General features: G+C 72.1%; 14 protein-coding genes and 1 pseudogene. 10 read left to right on the top strand and 5 right to left on the bottom strand.

The genetic code is table 11. The features are described from left to right. The first annotated feature begins 47 nt into the window (after positions 1 to 47). From A6A25_RS27685 to A6A25_RS27655, 7 genes and pseudogenes are all read left to right on the top strand, one after another. Positions 48 to 647 (top strand): TetR/AcrR family transcriptional regulator, encoded by a 600-nt coding sequence (locus A6A25_RS27685; protein WP_073895077.1) that lies wholly within the window; start codon positions 48 to 50, stop codon positions 645 to 647. Then, positions 644 to 1,396 (top strand): TIGR03084 family metal-binding protein, encoded by a 753-nt coding sequence (locus A6A25_RS27680; RefSeq protein ID WP_073895075.1) that lies wholly within the window; start codon positions 644 to 646, stop codon positions 1,394 to 1,396. Before A6A25_RS27685 ends, A6A25_RS27680 begins: the two co-directional genes overlap by 4 nt. Then, positions 1,393 to 2,951 (top strand): annotated as a pseudogene (locus A6A25_RS27675) (acyclic terpene utilization AtuA family protein). Before A6A25_RS27680 ends, A6A25_RS27675 begins: the two are co-directional and overlap by 4 nt. Then, on the top strand, positions 2,948 to 4,099 hold the full coding sequence (locus A6A25_RS27670) for an acyl-CoA dehydrogenase family protein (RefSeq protein ID WP_073895073.1): 1,152 nt from the start codon (positions 2,948 to 2,950) through the stop codon (positions 4,097 to 4,099). Before A6A25_RS27675 ends, A6A25_RS27670 begins: the two are co-directional and overlap by 4 nt. Further along, positions 4,096 to 5,691, top strand: a complete 1,596-nt coding sequence (locus A6A25_RS27665; protein ID WP_073895071.1) for an acyl-CoA carboxylase subunit beta — start codon at positions 4,096 to 4,098, stop codon at positions 5,689 to 5,691. Before A6A25_RS27670 ends, A6A25_RS27665 begins: the two co-directional genes overlap by 4 nt. A gap of 7 nt (positions 5,692 to 5,698) precedes the next feature. Beyond that, entirely contained in the window at positions 5,699 to 7,564 is a 1,866-nt protein-coding gene (locus A6A25_RS27660; protein WP_073895069.1) for an acetyl/propionyl/methylcrotonyl-CoA carboxylase subunit alpha, read from the top strand. Next, positions 7,564 to 8,724, top strand: a complete 1,161-nt coding sequence (locus A6A25_RS27655; protein WP_198932890.1) for an acyl-CoA dehydrogenase family protein — start codon at positions 7,564 to 7,566, stop codon at positions 8,722 to 8,724. Before A6A25_RS27660 ends, A6A25_RS27655 begins: the two co-directional genes overlap by 1 nt. Before the next feature lies 1 nt (position 8,725). On the opposite strand, the gene A6A25_RS27650 is transcribed toward A6A25_RS27655, so the two are convergent. Both A6A25_RS27650 and A6A25_RS43380 read right to left on the bottom strand, forming a co-directional pair. Continuing rightward, a complete protein-coding gene (locus A6A25_RS27650; protein ID WP_073895067.1) occupies positions 8,726 to 9,688 on the bottom strand; it encodes a hypothetical protein in 963 nt (320 codons plus the stop codon). A 36-nt stretch (positions 9,689 to 9,724) separates the two neighbouring features. Beyond that, on the bottom strand, positions 9,725 to 9,952 hold the full coding sequence (locus A6A25_RS43380) for a hypothetical protein (protein WP_143193457.1): 228 nt from the start codon (positions 9,950 to 9,952) through the stop codon (positions 9,725 to 9,727). 491 nt (positions 9,953 to 10,443) lie between these two features. On the opposite strand from A6A25_RS43380, the gene A6A25_RS27640 reads away from it, so the two are divergent. Beyond that, positions 10,444 to 11,562, top strand: a complete 1,119-nt coding sequence (locus tag A6A25_RS27640; protein ID WP_073895063.1) for a S8 family peptidase — start codon at positions 10,444 to 10,446, stop codon at positions 11,560 to 11,562. A gap of 35 nt (positions 11,563 to 11,597) precedes the next feature. Next, entirely contained in the window at positions 11,598 to 12,722 is a 1,125-nt protein-coding gene (locus tag A6A25_RS27635) for a S8 family peptidase (protein ID WP_073895061.1), read from the top strand. Between the two features lie 4 nt (positions 12,723 to 12,726). On the opposite strand, the gene A6A25_RS27630 is transcribed toward A6A25_RS27635, so the two are convergent. After that, complete coding sequence (locus A6A25_RS27630; RefSeq protein ID WP_073895059.1) at positions 12,727 to 13,212, bottom strand: GNAT family N-acetyltransferase; 486 nt, start codon at positions 13,210 to 13,212, stop codon at positions 12,727 to 12,729. A 232-nt stretch (positions 13,213 to 13,444) separates the two neighbouring features. Between A6A25_RS27630 and A6A25_RS27625 the strand changes: the two genes are divergently transcribed. Continuing rightward, positions 13,445 to 14,629 carry a S8 family peptidase gene (locus A6A25_RS27625; protein WP_083668740.1) on the top strand — a complete coding sequence of 395 codons (1,185 nt, stop codon included), beginning with the start codon at positions 13,445 to 13,447 and terminating at the stop codon, positions 14,627 to 14,629. A gap of 75 nt (positions 14,630 to 14,704) precedes the next feature. Here A6A25_RS27625 and A6A25_RS27620 read toward each other — a convergent pair whose 3' ends face one another. Continuing rightward, the gene (locus tag A6A25_RS27620; protein ID WP_073895055.1) at positions 14,705 to 15,604 is read right to left on the bottom strand and encodes a decaprenyl-phosphate phosphoribosyltransferase; all 900 of its coding nucleotides are present in this window, start codon (positions 15,602 to 15,604) and stop codon (positions 14,705 to 14,707) included. Then, complete coding sequence (locus A6A25_RS45840) at positions 15,601 to 16,104, bottom strand: phosphatase PAP2 family protein (RefSeq protein ID WP_380735089.1); 504 nt, start codon at positions 16,102 to 16,104, stop codon at positions 15,601 to 15,603. Before A6A25_RS45840 ends, A6A25_RS27620 begins: the two co-directional genes overlap by 4 nt. Between the last annotated feature and the right edge of the window lie 16 nt (positions 16,105 to 16,120).

Here is a 16,120-nt window from a genome sequence, read left to right as displayed (position 1 = left end):
AACAATCAGTCTTGACTGTTTGTTAGTTGGCGCGGAACACTCGTGTCATGGCCACCGACACCGGGCAGCGGGAAACCAGGCGCCAGGCCGACCGCAGCCGCGAGACCCGGCGCAAGCTGATGGAGGCCACCGTCGAGTGCCTGGTCGAGCGCGGCTGGGCGGGCACGACGACGACCGTGGTGGCCGAGCGCGCCGGCGTGTCGCGCGGCGCCCAACTGCACCACTTCCGCACCCGCGGTGAACTGGTCGCCGCCGCGGTCGAGCACTTGGGCGCGGAGAGCGTCCTCGACCTGAAAGAGCGCGCGCGGCAGGTCAACGGCAGCGTCGTCGCCGTGGTCGAGCTGATCGCCGACTTCTACGCCAGCGACCTGTTCACCGCCGCGCTCGAACTGTGGGTCGCCGCACGCACCGACCCCGAGCTGAAGACCGTGGTGGTGCCTTTGGAGGCCCGCCTCGGCCGCGAGACGCACCGCCTGGCCGTCGAACTGCTGGGCGCCGACGAGACCGAGCCGGGCGTCCGCGAGACCGTGCAGCTCACCCTGGACCTGGTGCGCGGCCTGGCGCTGGCCAACCAGCTCACCGACGACGGCAAGCGGCGGAGCCGGATCATCCGGCACTGGGCGCGGATGCTGGAGGACTCGCTGTGATCTCCGAACTCCTGGACGACCTGCGCGCCGAGAGCCAGGTGCTGGACGACCTGGTCGCGACGCTGCCCGACTGGACCGTCCCGACGCCCGCCGAGGGCTGGACGATCGCGCACCAGATCAGCCACCTGCGCTGGACCGACCGCGTGGCCACGCTCGCCGCCCGCGACCCGGAGGCGTTCACCGAGGCGTTGACCCGGGCCACGGCCGACATGGTCGACGAAGGTGCCCAAGAGCCGATCACCCTGGACGAGTGGCGGGCGGCCCGCGCCGAGCTGGCCGAAGCGCTCGCGGCACTGCCACCGGGCGTGAAGATGCCGTGGTTCGGGCCGCCGATGAGCGCCGCGTCCATGGCCACCGCCCGGCTGATGGAGACCTGGGCGCACGGCCAGGACGTCGCCGACGCGCTCGGCGTGACCCGCGAGCCCACGCACCGGCTCAAGCACGTCGCGCACATCGCCGTGCGCACGTTCGGCTGGTCGTTCCTGGTCAACGGCCTGCCCGTGCCGCAGGTCCCGGTCCGGGTCGAGCTGGTCGCGCCGGACGGCGGGCGGTGGGAGTGGGGACCGGAGGACGCGGAGAACCGGATCACCGGCCCCGCCTTGGACTTCTGCCTGCTGGCCACCCAGCGGCGGCACCGCGACGACCTGGCCGTCACGGCGGTCGGTGAGGCGGCCGTCGCCTGGCTGCCGATCGCGCAGGCGTTCGCTGGTCCTCCCGGCACGGGACGCGAACAGCGGGAGCGGCCGTGATCCGCATCGGCAACGCCTCCGGCTTCTACGGCGACCGGTTCTCCGCCGTGCGCGAGATGCTGACCGGCGGCGACCTCGACGTGCTCACCGGCGACTACCTGGCCGAGCTGACCATGCTCATCCTGGGCCGCGACCGGGCGAAGGACGCGAGCCTCGGCTACGCCCGCACGTTCCTGCGCCAGCTGGAGCAGAACCTGGCCGACGCGCTGGCCCGCGGCGTGAAGATCGCGTCCAACGCGGGCGGGCTGAACCCGGAAGGGCTGGCCGAGGCGATCGACCGGCTCGGGCTCGGCGCGAAAGTCGCCTACGTGACCGGTGACGACGTGCGCGACCGGTTCCCGGAGGCGTTGACCGCGAACGCCTACCTCGGCGCGTGGGGCATCGCGGAGTGCCTCGACGCCGGGGCGGACGTCGTGGTCGCCGGCCGCGTCACGGACGCGTCGCTGGTCGTCGGACCGGCCGCCGCGCACTTCGGCTGGCGCCGGGACGACTTCGACGCGCTGGCGGGCGCGACGGTCGCCGGTCACGTGCTGGAGTGCGGCACCCAGGCCACCGGCGGCAACTACTCGTTCTTCACGTCGATCGACGCGACCAGGCCCGGTTTCCCCATCGCGGAGATCGAAGCGGACGGCTCGTCGGTCATCACCAAGCACGACGGCACGGGCGGCGCGGTCACCGTCGACACCGTCACCGCGCAACTGCTGTACGAGATCGGCCCACCCGCCTACCTTGGGCCGGACGTGGTCAGCCACTTCGACACCATCCGGCTCGACCCGCACGAACGGGGCGTGCGGATCTCCGGGGTGCGGGGCTCGCCGCCGCCGGACACGCTCAAGGTGTGCCTCAACCAGCTGGGCGGCTTCCGCGACTCCACCACGTTCGTGCTGACCGGGCTGGACGTCGAGGCGAAGGCGGACCTGGTCCGCCGGCAGCTGGAGTCGGCCATCGGCGCGGAGGACCTGACCTGGACGTTGGCGCGCACCGACCACCCCGATGCGGACACCGAGGAGACGGCGAGCGCGCTGCTCCACGTGACGATCAAGACTTCGGACCCGAAGCGCGCCAAGGCGTTCTCGCGGGCCGGTATCGAGCTGGCGCTGGCGTCGTACCCGGGTTTCCACGTCACCGCACCGCCCGGCGACGGCACGCCGTACGGGGTCTACCGGGCCGCGTACGTGCCGCGTTCTTCGGTGCCGCACCGGGCCGTGCTGCCCGACGGGGAGGTGGTCGACGTATGAGGGTCCCACTCGGAACGATCGCCGGAGCGCGCTCCGGCGACAAGGGCGGTGACGCCAACCTCGGCGTGTGGGTGCGGACGGACGCGCAGTACGAGTGGCTGCGCGCGGAGCTGACCGTCGAGCGGCTCAAGGAGCTGCTGCCGGAGGCCGGTGAGGTCGACCGGTACGAGCTGCCGAACCTCAAGGCGCTGAACTTCGTGCTGCACGGCCTGCTCGGCGAAGGCGTGTCCTCCTCCACCCGCTTCGACCCGCAGGCCAAGGCGTTGGGCGAGTGGCTGCGCTCCCGGCACGTCGAGATCCCGGAGGAGCTGCGGTGACCACGTCCGAGCTGTTCGACACGCCGGAGCGCCGCGACCTGCGGGCCATGGTGCGCGAGTTCACCGAGCAGGAGGTCGTGCCGCACCTGTCCGACTGGGAACGCGCCGGTGAGCTGCCCCGTTCGCTGCACCGCAAGGCGGCGGAGGTCGGGTTGCTGGGCCTGGGGTTCCCGGAGGGCGTGGGTGGCGCGGGCGACCTGCTCGACACGATCGTGGCCACCGAGGAGCTGATCCAGGCCGGTGGGTCGTCCGGGCTGGTCGCCGGGCTGCTCACGCACGGCATCGCGCTGCCGCACATCGTCGACGCAGGTGATCCGGACCTGATCGACCGGTTCGTGCGGCCGACGCTCGCGGGTGAGCTGATCGGGTCGCTCGCGATCACCGAACCGGGTGGTGGTTCGGATGTGGCGGCGTTGCGCACCACGGCCCGTCGCGACGGTGACTCGTACGTGGTGAACGGGACCAAGACGTTCATCACTTCGGGTGGTCGGGCGGATTTCGTGACCACGGCCGTGCGGACCGGTGGTCCGGGCTACCAGGGCGTGAGCCTGCTGGTGGTCGAGAAGGGCACGCCCGGGTTCGCCGTGGACCGGCGGCTGGAGAAGATGGGCTGGCACTGCTCGGACACCGCCGAGCTGTCCTTCGTGGACGCGCGGGTGCCCGCGGCGAACCTGGTGGGGCCGGAGAACGCCGGTTTCGCGCTGATCATGCGGCAGTTCCAGGTGGAGCGGATCTCGTTGGCGGTGCAGGCTTACGCGACGGCTCAGCGCTGCCTCGACCTGACGCTGGCGTACGTGCGTCAGCGCGAGACGTTCGGCAAGCCGCTCATCGCGCGTCAGGTGGTCCGCCACCGGCTGGTGGAGATGGCGCAGCGCATCGACCTCGCCCGCACGTACACGCGCGAGGTGGCGGTGAAGGTGCTGGCCGGCGAGGAAGTCGTGGCGCAGGTGTGCTTCGCGAAGAACGCGGCCGTGGACGCGTGTTCGTTCGTCGTGGACGCGGCGGTCCAACTGCACGGCGGCGCTGGTTATCTCCGCGTCACGGAGGTCGAACGACACTACAGAGACGCGCGGATCCTCGGCATCGGGGGCGGTGCGACCGAGGTGATGACGGAGCTGGCGGCACGGCGATTGGGGTACACCGCATGACTACGTTGCGCACGGCGGTCGACAGCCGGTCGCCCGAGTACGCCGCGAACCGCGAGGCGTTGCTGGCCAGGCTCACGGAGCTGGACGCCGAGCAGGCCAAGGCGCTCGCGGGCGGTGGGCCGAAGTACACCGAGCGGCACCACAAGCGCGGCAAGTTGTTGGCGCGGGAGCGGATCGAGCTGCTGGTCGACCCGGACAGCCCGTTCCTGGAGCTGTCGCCGCTGGCCGCGTGGGGCACCGACTACCCGGTCGGCGCGAGCGTGGTGACCGGGATCGGGGTGGTCGAGGGCGTCGAGTGCGTGATCGTGGCCAACGACCCGACCGTGCGCGGCGGCGCGAGCAACCCGTGGACGTTGCGCAAGACGTTCCGGGCCAACGACATCGCGCTGCAGAACCGGTTGCCGCTGATCGGGCTGGTCGAGTCCGGCGGTGCGGACCTGCCGAGCCAGAGCGAGATCTTCATCCCGGGCGGTCGGGCGTTCCGCGACCTGACCAGGCTCTCGGCGGCCGGCATCCCCACGATCAGCACGGTGTTCGGCAACGCGACGGCCGGCGGGGCGTACGTGCCGGGCATGTCGGACTACGTGGTGATGATCAAGGAGCGCTCGAAGGTGTTCCTCGGCGGGCCGCCGCTGGTGAAGATGGCCACCGGCGAGGAGTCCGACGACGAGTCGCTCGGCGGCGCGCGGATGCACGGCACCACCTCCGGGCTGGCCGATTTCGTGGCCGAGGACGAGGTGGACGCGATCCGGCTGACCCGGCGCGTGGTGGCCCGGCTCAACTGGCGCAAGCTCGGCCCCGCGCCGAAGGCCGTGGAACCGCCGCTGCACGACGAGGAGAACCTGCTCGGGCTGGTGCCGACGGACCTGCGCGTGCCGTTCGACCCGCGCGAGGTGATCGCCCGGATCGTGGACGGGTCGCGGTTCGACGAGTTCAAACCCGACTACGGCACCAGTCTCGTGACCGGGTGGGCCGACCTGCACGGTTACCCGGTCGGGGTGCTGGCCAACGCGCGCGGCGTGCTGTTCAGCGAGGAGGCGCAGAAGGCCACCCAGTTCATCCAACTGGCCAACTCCAGTGACACCCCGCTGCTGTTCCTGCAGAACACGACCGGGTACATGGTCGGCGCCCAGTACGAGCAGGGCGGGATCATCAAGCACGGCGCGATGATGATCAACGCGGTGTCGAACAGCCGGGTGCCCCACCTGACCGTCGTGATGGGCGCGTCGTACGGCGCGGGCAACTACGGCATGTGCGGCCGGGCGTACGACCCGAGGTTCCTGTTCACCTGGCCCAACGCCAAGTCGGCCGTGATGGGCCCGAAGCAGCTGGCCGGTGTGCTGTCGATCGTGGCGCGGCAGGCCGCCGCGGCGAAGGGCCAGGACTACAACGAGGAGCACGACGCGGCCATGCGCGAGATGGTGGAGGGCCAGATCGAGCAGCAGTCGCTTGCCGCGTTCCTGTCCGGCCGGCTCTACGACGACGGGGTGATCGACCCGCGCGACACCCGCACCGTGCTGGGCCTGTGCCTGTCGGCGATCCACAGTGGACCGATCAAGGGCGCCGAGGGCTACGGCGTCTTCCGGATGTGAGGGCGCGATGATCCGCAAGCTGCTGATCGCCAACCGGGGCGAGATCGCCCGCCGGGTGATCCGGACGTGCCGCGAGGTCGGCGTGTCGCCGGTGGCCGTGTTCTCCGACCCGGACGCGGGCTCGCCGCACGTGCGGGAGGCCGACGCGGCGGTCCGGCTGCCCGGGGCCACGCCGGGGGAGACCTACCTGCGCGGTGACGCGTTGGTGGCCGCGGCGCTGGCCGCCGGCGCGGACGCCGTGCACCCGGGTTACGGGTTCTTGTCCGAGAACGCGGCCTTCGCGCGTGCCGTGCGGGCCGCCGGACTCACCTGGGTGGGGCCGGACCCGGACGTCATCGACGCGATGGGGTCGAAGGTCGCGGCGAAGAAGAGGATGGCCGCGGCCGGTGTGCCGGTGCTGCCGGAGCTCGACCCGGAGTCGGCCGACGAGTTCCCGCTGCTGGTCAAGGCTTCCGCCGGTGGCGGTGGGCGGGGCATGCGGGTGGTGCGGTCCGCCGCCGAGCTGGCCGGTCAGGTGGCCGCCGCGCGCCGGGAGGCCGAGTCGGCGTTCGGCGACGGCACGGTGTTCTGCGAACCCCTGCTGGAGCACGCGCGGCACGTCGAGGTGCAGGTGCTGGCCGACGCGCACGGCACGGTGTGGGCGCTGGGCGAGCGGGAGTGCTCCATCCAGCGCCGCCACCAGAAGATCATCGAGGAGACGCCCAGCCCCGCCGTGACGCCGCGGGCCCGCGAGCGCCTCTTCGAGGCCGCCACCAAAGCCGCCGAGGCCATCGGGTACGTCGGCGCGGGCACGGTGGAGTTCCTGTTCACCGACGACGGTTCGTTCCACTTCCTGGAGGTCAACACCCGGCTGCAGGTGGAGCACCCGGTCACCGAGGAGGTGTTCGGCGTCGACCTGGTGGCCTGGCAGCTGGCCATCGCCGAGGGCGCGCGCCTCCCGGCCGAGCCGCCGACCCCCGACGGCCACGCCGTCGAGGCCCGCCTGTACGCCGAGGACCCGGCGCACGACTGGCGGCCCGCGAGCGGCACCCTGCACCGGTTCGCCGTGCCGGCCGGCGTGCGGGTGGACAGCGGTGTGGAGGACGGCAGCGAGGTCGGCGTGCACTACGACCCCATGCTGGCCAAGGTGATCGCGTGGGCGCCCACCCGGCACGCCGCGATCCGCAAGCTGGCCGCCGCCCTGGAGCGCGCCGAGCTGCACGGCCTGGTCACCAATCGCGACCTGCTGGTCCGCACGCTGCGGCACCCGGAGTTCGGCGCGGGACACACCCACACCGGTTTCCTCGACCAGCACGGCCTCACCACGCCGGAACCGGTCGACGTGCGGCCCGCCGCGCTGGCCGCCGCCCTCGCGCTGGCCGAACGGCGGCGCACCGGACTGCCACTGGGCTGGCGCAACCTCGCGTCGCAACCACAGCGGGCCGTGTTCGAGCACGGTGACGACACGGTCGAGGTCGACTACCGGCACACCCGCGCGGGCGTGGAGACGAGCCTGGACCTGACGGTCGTCGCCGCCACGCCGGACGCGGTCACGTTCGAGCGGAACGGGGTGCGCACGACCCACCCGGTCGCGGTGTACGGCGACCGGGTGGAGGTGGGCGCCGTGTCGCTGAAGCTGCGGCCCCGGTTCCCCGAGCCGGGGGTAACGGTCGCCGAGGGCGCCACCGTCGCGCCGATGCCCGGCACGGTGGTGCGGGTCGCGGTCGAGGCGGGGCAACGGGTCGAGGCGGGCGCGGAACTGCTCGTGCTGGAAGCGATGAAGATGGAGCACCGCGTGCTGGCCACCACCGGCGGCGCGGTCGCGGAAGTGCTGGTGCGGGCGGGTCAACAGGTCGACGCGGGCGACGTGCTCGCGGTTGTGGAGGCGTCGTGATGATCAACTTCACCGAGAGCGAAGAGCGGCAGGCGTTGCGCAAGGCCGTCGCCGACCTCGCCGGCAAGTACGGCCAGGAGTACTTCACCGCCAAGGCCAAGGCGGGGGAGAAGACCGACGAGCTGTGGGCCGAGGCGGGCAGGCTCGGCTACCTCGGCGTGGCCGTGCCCGAGGAGTACGGCGGCGGTGGCGGTGGGATCGGCGACCTGGCCGCCGTGTGCGAGGAACTCGCGAGAGCCGGCTGCCCGCTGCTGCTGACCGTCGTCTCGCCCGCCATCTGCGCCACGGTCATCGCCCGCTTCGGCACCGCCGAGCAGAAGCGGCGGTGGCTGCCCGGGTTCGCCGACGGCACCACCAAGATGGCCTTCGCCATCACCGAGTCGGACGCGGGCTCCAACTCGCACAAGCTGTCCACCGCGCTGCGCCGCGACGGCGACGAGTGGGTCCTGGGCGGCGGCAAGACGTTCATCTCGGGCGTGGACGAGGTCGAGGCGGTCATGGTGGTGGCCCGGCACGTCGACGCCACGGGTCAGCGGCTGCTCCCTTCGCTGGTGATCGTTCCGACGGACGCGCCCGGCTTCACCTACCAGCACATCCCGATGGAGGTGCTGTCGCCGGAGAAGCAGTTCACCTGCTTCTTCGACGACGTGCGCCTGCCGCCCGACGCGCTGGTGGGCGCCGAGGACGCGGGGCTGGCCCAGCTGTTCGCCGGGCTCAACCCGGAGCGGATCATGGCGGCGTCCTTCGCCACCGGCATGGCCCGCCGCGCACTCGACCAGGCCAGTGAGTACGCCCGCACGAGGACCGTCTGGGACACGCCGATCGGCGCGCACCAGGGCATCGCGCACCCGTTGGCGCAGTGCGCGATCCAGGTCGAGCTGGCGAGGCTGATGACCCAGAAGGCCGCGGCTCTCTACGACGCTGGGGAGGACCGGGCTGCTGGTGAGGCGGCCAACATGGCCAAGTACGCGGCGGGGGAGGCGGTGGCGGGGGCGGTGGACCAGGCCATCCAGGTCCACGGCGGCAACGGGCTGTCGTCCGAGTACGGACTGGGCGCCATGCTGGCCGCGTCCCGGTTGTCCCGCATCGCCCCGGTCAGCCGGGAAATGATCCTGAACTTCGTGGCGCAGCACACGTTGAAGTTGCCGCGCTCCTATTGAGTCAGGCCCATTCCCAGCGCAAGCCGACCACGCCGGGTCCGAAGTCGAGCGCGACCGCGTACGCGTAGCCCCAAGTGTCCACCGGGGTCTCGCGGACGTCGGTTGGTTCTCCACCGGTCAAACCGGTCGTGAATTGTTCACAACGCACGGGTCGGCACCGTGAGTCGTACCGGACCTCCAGGACGTACTCGCGAACCGGGTGGCGGAAGCGCCGCGAGTGCGTGTTGTCGAACGTCGGGTGGTGTGGTGCGACGTGGATCAGTTCGTACTCGACGGCGGTTCGCTCACCCCGGCGCAACGGGCGGTCGAGGAGCAGTTCGGCGACCATCAAACCGTTGCGCGGGTCGGCGGAAACCCGCCCCAGTCGGCACGAGCGCAGCGTGCCGATCACCGGCAGCGGGTCGCCGGGCAGCCGGGTGTCGTACCCCAGCAGCACGCGGTCCACGCCCGAGCGCTCGGCCCGCAGCACCTGCCGCGAGCGCACCCGGCGGGTGCTGCCGTCCATCGCGAGCTCGACCTGGTCGCGCAGGCTGAGCCGGGTGAGGTCCTGGTCGGTGCTGGTGTCGACGTCGGCGAGCAGCTCCGCGATGGTCGCGTAGTCGTTCTCGCCGACCCACCCCTCGGGCCCGGACACCCGCGACCGGGGTCGGGCCTTGCCGCGTGGCCGCGGCGGTCCGAGCAGCGAGCTCAACCCGCCCGCGCCGACGTCCAGGATCTCCTCCAGGTGGCTGACGGCGGTCAGCGAGTCCGGTCGTTCCGGCCGCCTGCGACCGGACTGCCAGTAGCTCAGCGCGGCGATGCTCACCGCCACGCCCCGCGCCCGCAGCTTGTGCTGGATGCGTTCCAGGCTGAGCCCTTTGGCGCGGATCGCCGCACGCAATGCGTCCGCGAAGGGGTCGGCCCCCGCGTCGATCCGTCGGGGATCGCGCGTCCGCGATTCCGGTCCGACGACTGGCGTAGGCATCTTCGCTCCGTTCTCCCAAGGACAAGGCGAGCGACGTTATCGTGCGAAATCGCCGGCGCGGTACAGCCGATCGGGTTTCCCCGTGGTGAATTTAACCAATCGGCGGGCAAAATCCGGTCCGACGCGAAACGTTTGAATTCTCATTAACAGCAGTGGTGTGAAGAGCCCGGTACCGGCGATCGCCGCATCGCGCTCGGTCGTCTGGTCGCTTCCCGGTACGCGGACCAGCCCATAGCCTCGGGTACGTGGGGTGATGCGCAGCACACCTCGCGCGGTCGTGGGCTTCGACGCCTGTCGCAATCCGGCGCGGGCGGCCGTTCGCCGGGAAGGGTGGAACCCCTATGCCGAAGCTCACGTTGACCGCCGGGGCAATGCCGGTCGCACCGGTGTTCTCGCTGGTGGCGGGCCTCGCCGCGGGCGGCGGGGGTGTCATCCGCCCCGGTCGGGTCGCCGGGCGCGGGTCCGACGGTTACATAGTCACCCCGAAGAACTTCTCCGCGATGGTCGCGGACGCGTTCGACTCTCGATTCGACGGGGTCCTCGGCCGTATTTTCTCCACAGCGTTGAATCGCTTCTCAATCACGTTGTCCGCGTCCGCTTCGCGCCTCTCCGCCGTAGTGCGGTCACGGTGCCGGCGGGTGGTTACCCGAACCGACTCCGCGCCCGTGCGTCCTCCGGTCGGGCGTGGTTGGGCACACTGGCAGCCCCGCGCGTGATCCGCGCCGGGGATCCCTTACCCCGCAAAGGAAAGCCGTATGCGCAAGCTCTTACCGGGCCTCGTCGTGGCCGCGCTGACCGCCACCCTGGTCGCCACGCCCGCCCACGCCGAGGCCACCGTCCGGCACGCGGGCTCACCCACCACCGTGCCCGGCAGCTACATCGTCAAGCTCAAGGACCCGGCCGCGGCCGTGGAGGACGCACTCGCCGGGCGGGTGACCCGCAGGTTCGCCGCGTTCGGCGGCTTCGCCGCGTCGCTCACCCCGCGGCAGGCACGACGGCTCGCCGCCGACCCGGCGGTGGAGTACGTCGAGCAGGACCAGGTCGTGCACGCCGACTCGACGCAACCCGGCGCGCCGTGGGGCCTGGACCGGATCGACCAGCCCGCCCTGCCGCTGGACACGACCTACAGCTACACGTCCACCGGTGCGGGCGTCACCGCCTACGTGATCGACACCGGCCTCCGCGCCACGCACGTCGAGTTCGGCGGTCGGGCCGCGCACGGCTACGACGTCGTGGACGACGACTCCGTCGCCCAGGACGACAACGGGCACGGCACGCACGTCGCGGGCCTCATCGCCGGCAGCACGTACGGCGTGGCCAAAGGTGTGCGCGTGGTCGGCGTGCGGGTGCTCAACGCCCAGGGCAGCGGCACGATCGCCGGTGTCGTCCAAGGCCTGGACTGGGTGCGCCTGAACGCCCGCCGCCCCGCCGTGGCGAACCTCAGCCTCGGCGGTGGCCCGTCGACCGCGCTGGACGACGCGGTGCGGCGGCTGATCGCCTCCGGCGTCACGGTCTCCGTCAGCGCGGGCAGCGCCAACGGCGGCGTGGCGAACACCTCGCCCGCCCGGGTCGTCGAGGCGATCACCTCGGGCGCCATCACCCAGTCCGACGCCAGGGCGCCGTTCTCGAACTACGGCCCGGGCGTGGACCTGTACGCGCCGGGCGTCGGCATCACGTCGGCGTGGCACACGGGCGACCGGGCCACCAACACCCTCAGCGGCACGTCGATGGCGACCGGGTTCGTCAGCGGTGTCGCCGTCCGGTTCCTCCAGTTCGACCCCACCGCCACCCCGGCCCTGGTGCAGACCGAACTCACCAAGCCGGGTCCGGTGCCGTGGGGCGGCCGGCTCCTGCACTGGTCGCCCACGCGGTAGAAGTCCCGTTCCCCTTCCCTGCAAAGGATCACGCCATGCGCACACTGCTGTCCGGCCTGGGCGTCGCCGCCCTGGCCGCCGTCACCCTCACCGCACCGGCGCACGCCGAAGGCGCGGTGCTCCACGCGGGCTCGGCCACCGCCGTGCCCGGCAGCTACATCGTCAAGCTCAAGGACGTCGCCGCCGCCGACGCGGTCACCTCCCGGCTCGACGGCCACGTCACCCGCTCGTTCCCGGCGCTGCACGGCTTCGCCGCGTCGCTCACCCCGCGGCAGGCCCGACGCCTCGCCGCCGACCCGGCGGTGGCGTACGTCGAGCAGGACCAGGTCGTGCGGGCGCACACCACCCAGCTCAACGCGCCGTTCGGCCTCGACCGGATCGACCAGCGCGGTGCGACGGGCGACGGCCGGTACAGCTACACGTCGACCGGGCTGCGCACCCGTGCCTACGTGATCGACACGGGCGTGCGGACCACGCACACCGAGATCGCGGGCCGCACGTGCGCGGGTTACGACGCGGTCGACAACGACACCGTGCCGCAGGACGACAACGGGCACGGCACGGCCATCGCGTCCCTCATCGCCGGTCGCGTGAACGGCGTCGCGAAGGAGGCGCTGGTGTGCGGCGTCCGGGTGCTCAACGGCGCCGGCAGCGGCACGACCGCGGGCGTGATCGCGGGGATCGACTGGGTGGCGCGCAACCACGTCAAGCCGGCCTCGGCCAACCTCAGCCTGGGCGGCGGCGCGTCGACCGCGATGGACGACGCGGTGCGGCGGCTGATCGCGGCGGGCGTCACGGCGTCGGTCACGGCGGGTGGCAGCAACTCCAACGCCGGCAACTACTCACCGGCCCGCGTCACGGAGGCGATCACGTCCGGCGCGTCCACCAGGACCGACACCCGGGCCACGTTCTCCAACTACGGCCCGGTGGTCGACGTCTACGCGTACGGCATGAACATCACCGTCGCCTGGCACACCGGCGACACCGCCACCAACACGCTCAGCGGCACGTCGCTGGCGACCGCGTACGTCACCGGCGTGACGCTGCGGTTCCTCCAGTTCAACCCCGGCGCCACGCCCGCGCGGGTGCACTCGGCGGTCGTCTCCGAGGCCACGCCGCTGTCGTGGGGCCGGCTGCTGTACTGGTCGCCGGCCCGCTGACCGGCTACTGCTCGGCCAGGTGAGGCTGGGTACCCGGCGGCACCTGGTCGGGGTCGGACGGGGCGAGTTCGTGGCGCATCACGAGCTCGCCACCGTCCACCTCGCCGGTGTCGGTGAAGCCGAACGCCGCGTACAGGCCGCGGGCCACCGCGTTGCCCGGCACCACGCTGAGCACCAGCTCGGTGCGGCCCTCGGAGCGCGCCAGGTCGGCGATCGCGGCCAGGCCCTTGCGGCCCAGGCCGCGGCCCTGTGCCCGCCGGTCGATCATGAACCGGGCGATGTGCAGCGCCTGCGGCCGGTCGCGTTCGAGGAGGGTGAACCCGACCAGCTCCTCTCCGCTGAACAGCGCAAGGGGTTGCAACTTCGGGCGGTGGATCCAGGCGTCCGCGATCGACTTGAGGTTCGTCGCGACGAACGCCCGCTGCTCCTCGTGGACCTCCAGGCCGATGACGGCCCGGTAGTTGTCCTCGGTAACCGGTTCCAAGCGCATGCCGGGACGGTAGCGCCGCAGTCACGGCACCGCGCCCGGATTATGAGAACCCGCAGGTCAGACGCTTTATTAACGCTGTGCGTGCAACTGGCAAATGTTCACACTTCCGAGTTAACGCTGTGGTTGCCTACGTTGTGACAGTCAGCGAGGGCAAGGTGGCCCACCGTCACCCCCGAGCCCTGCACAGCTCCTCGGGGTGAGGTGGGGTCACCGTTCGAAGAACGGAATCCGCATGCGACAGTCACGACAGGTCCGGTTCCTGGCCGGGGTCGGGGCGACGGCGCTCGCCGTCACCGCGTCCTCCCTGTTGGCCGCCCCGGCGCAGGCCGCCGAGGGCGAGATCCGCGCCGCCGACGCCGCGAACAAGGTCCAGAACCACTTCATCGTCAAGCTCAAGGACGGCTCGACCGCGTCCGCCGAGAGCCTGGCGGGCCAGTACGGCGGCAAGGTCGACACCGTGTACGGCAGCGCCCTCAAGGGCTTCGCCGTGTCGCTGCCCGAGAAGGCGGCCAAGCGGCTCGCGGCCAACCCGGCCGTCGAGTACGTCGAGCAGGACCAGGTCTTCAGCATCCAGGCCACGCAGAGCAACGCGACCTGGGGCATCGACCGCATCGACCAGCGCAACCGGCCGCTGAGCACCACCTACAACTACACCTCCACCGGCTCGGGCGTGAACGTCTACGTCATCGACACCGGCGTGCGCAACACCCACACCACGTTCGGCGGCCGGGCCCGCAACGGCTACGACGCGGTCGACAACGACAGCACCTCGCAGGACGGCAACGGCCACGGCACGCACGTCGCGGGCACCATCGCCGGCAGCACCTACGGCGTGGCCAAGGGCGCGACCGTCTACGGCGTGCGCGTGCTGAACAACTCCGGCTCCGGCACCACCGCCGACGTGGTCGAGGGCATCGACTGGGTGGCCCGCAACCACGTCAAGCCGGCCGTGGCGAACATGAGCCTCGGCGGCGGCGCGTCCACCACGATCGACGCGGCCGTGCGCCGGGCGATCTCGGCGGGCGTCACGTTCGCCATCGCGGCGGGCAACAGCAACCGCAACGCCTCCAACTACTCGCCCGCCCGGGTGACCGAGGCCATCACGGTCGGTGCCACCACCAGCACCGACGCCCGCGCCAGCTACTCCAACTACGGCTCGGTGCTGGACATCTTCGCGCCGGGCTCGTCGATCACCTCGGCGTGGCACACCGGTGACACCGCCACCAACACCATCAGCGGCACCTCGATGGCGACGCCGCACGTCGCCGGCGCCGCCGCCCGCTACCTGCAGAACAACCGCTCGGCCACGCCGGCGCAGGTGGCGAGCTACCTGGTCGGCCAGGCCACGACCGGCGTGGTGACCAGCCCGGGCTCCGGTTCCCCGAACCGCCTGCTCTACCTGTCGCCCAGCGCCTGATCGGAACACCGCACCCGGGGCCGTCCCTCACCTGAGGGGCGGCCCCTCGCCATGGGCGGGGTGGGCCCGCCGCCCTCACACGTAGAGCGACAACGCCAGCGACGCCACCCAGCAGACACCGATCACCTGGAGCACGTGGTCGCGCCGGGCGATGCGCTCCGGCTCGCCCGCGCCACCGCTGTCCACGTCGACCGCGTACCGCAGCACGGCCACCACGAACGGCACGATCGACAGCATCGCCCAGTTCGCGTTGTAGTCGGCGCCCTCGCGCATCTCGAACGCCCACAACGCGTAGGCCAGGATCATGATCGCGGCCGCGGTGGCCCACACGAACCGCAGGTAGCTGGCCGAGTAGCGGCGCAGCGACGCGCGGATCTCCGCGCCCGTCCGCTCGTACAGCACGATCTCGGCGTACCGCTTGCCCGCCACCATGAACAGCGAGCCGAACGCCGTCACCAGCAGGAACCACTGCGACAACGGGATGCCGGCCGCGATGCCGCCCGCGATGGCGCGCAGCAGGAACCCCGACGCCACGATGCACAGGTCGATCACCGGCTGGTGCTTCCACCCCAGGCAGTAACCCAGCTGCGCGGCGCAGTAGACGGCGATCACCACCACCAGCGGCGGGCCGGAGCACAGCGCGACGCCGACGGACCCGGCGAACAGGGCCGCCGCCGTGACGTACGCCGTGCGCGTGGAGACCACGCCCGCCGCGATCGGGCGGTGCCGCTTGGTCGGGTGGGCGCGGTCGGCGTCCGCGTCGATCGCGTCGTTGACCAGGTACACCGCCGAGGCGGCGGCGCAGAACGCGACCAGCGCCAGCCCGGTGTCCAGCAGCACGGCCGGCTCACCCAGCCGGTTCGCGGCGAACGGCGCGGCCAGCACGAGGAGGTTCTTCACCCACTGGTGCGGTCGGGTGGCGCGGACCAGGCCCGCGATCGCGCCGGCGGGGCGCGTGGCGATCGTGTCGCTCACCTCGCGCCTCCGTCCAACTCGCGGCGGACCAGCCTGCCGAGCACCGCGCCCAGCGCCGCGCCCGCCGCCACGTCGGTCGGGTAGTGCACGCCGAGCACCAGCCTGGACAACACCATCGGCGGCACGAGCACCGGTTCGAGCCGCCGCCCGGTGAGCCGCGAGAACACCACCGCGGCGGCGGTCGTCGACACGGCGTGCGCGGACGGGAAGCTCAGCCGGCTGGGCGTCCCGGCCAGCACGCGCACCGACCCGTCGTCCGGGCGCTGCCGCCGGACCACCCGCTTGACCGCGATGGCGACGGCGTGCGACCCGGCCACGCCGGCGGTCGCGACCAGCCAGTCCCGCCGCCGCTCCCGGTCCGCCGCCGCACCCGCGAGCCCCAGCGCCAACCAGCCGGCGCCGTGCTCGCCGAACCACGACAGCCCGCGCGCCGACGCCACCACCAGCCGGTGGCCCAGCACGCCCTGCAACCGGCTCAGAACAGTGATCTCGGCGGGCACGGCGGTCCTCCTGTGC

Origin of the sequence: Saccharothrix sp. CB00851 (assembly GCF_001905065.1) — a bacterium.
Classification (GTDB): Bacteria; Actinomycetota; Actinomycetes; order Mycobacteriales; family Pseudonocardiaceae; genus Actinosynnema.
The sequence above is the reverse complement of the archived record's forward strand: the minus strand, read 5'-3'. Positions and strand labels throughout refer to the sequence as shown.

Bases quoted from the DNA above. Each gene is read 5' to 3' on its own strand.
- A6A25_RS27635 (WP_073895061.1), top strand. From the start codon at position 11,598: ATGCGCACACTGCTGTCCGGCCTGGGCGTCGCCGCCCTGGCCGCCGTC.
- A6A25_RS27630 (WP_073895059.1), bottom strand. From the start codon at position 13,212: ATGCGCTTGGAACCGGTTACCGAGGACAACTACCGGGCCGTCATCGGC.
- A6A25_RS27665 (WP_073895071.1), top strand. From the start codon at position 4,096: ATGACTACGTTGCGCACGGCGGTCGACAGCCGGTCGCCCGAGTACGCC.
- A6A25_RS27640 (WP_073895063.1), top strand. From the start codon at position 10,444: ATGCGCAAGCTCTTACCGGGCCTCGTCGTGGCCGCGCTGACCGCCACC.
- A6A25_RS27650 (WP_073895067.1), bottom strand. From the start codon at position 9,688: ATGCCTACGCCAGTCGTCGGACCGGAATCGCGGACGCGCGATCCCCGA.
- A6A25_RS27625 (WP_083668740.1), top strand. From the start codon at position 13,445: ATGCGACAGTCACGACAGGTCCGGTTCCTGGCCGGGGTCGGGGCGACG.
- A6A25_RS27660 (WP_073895069.1), top strand. From the start codon at position 5,699: ATGATCCGCAAGCTGCTGATCGCCAACCGGGGCGAGATCGCCCGCCGG.
- A6A25_RS27655 (WP_198932890.1), top strand. From the start codon at position 7,564: ATGATCAACTTCACCGAGAGCGAAGAGCGGCAGGCGTTGCGCAAGGCC.
- A6A25_RS27685 (WP_073895077.1), top strand. From the start codon at position 48: ATGGCCACCGACACCGGGCAGCGGGAAACCAGGCGCCAGGCCGACCGC.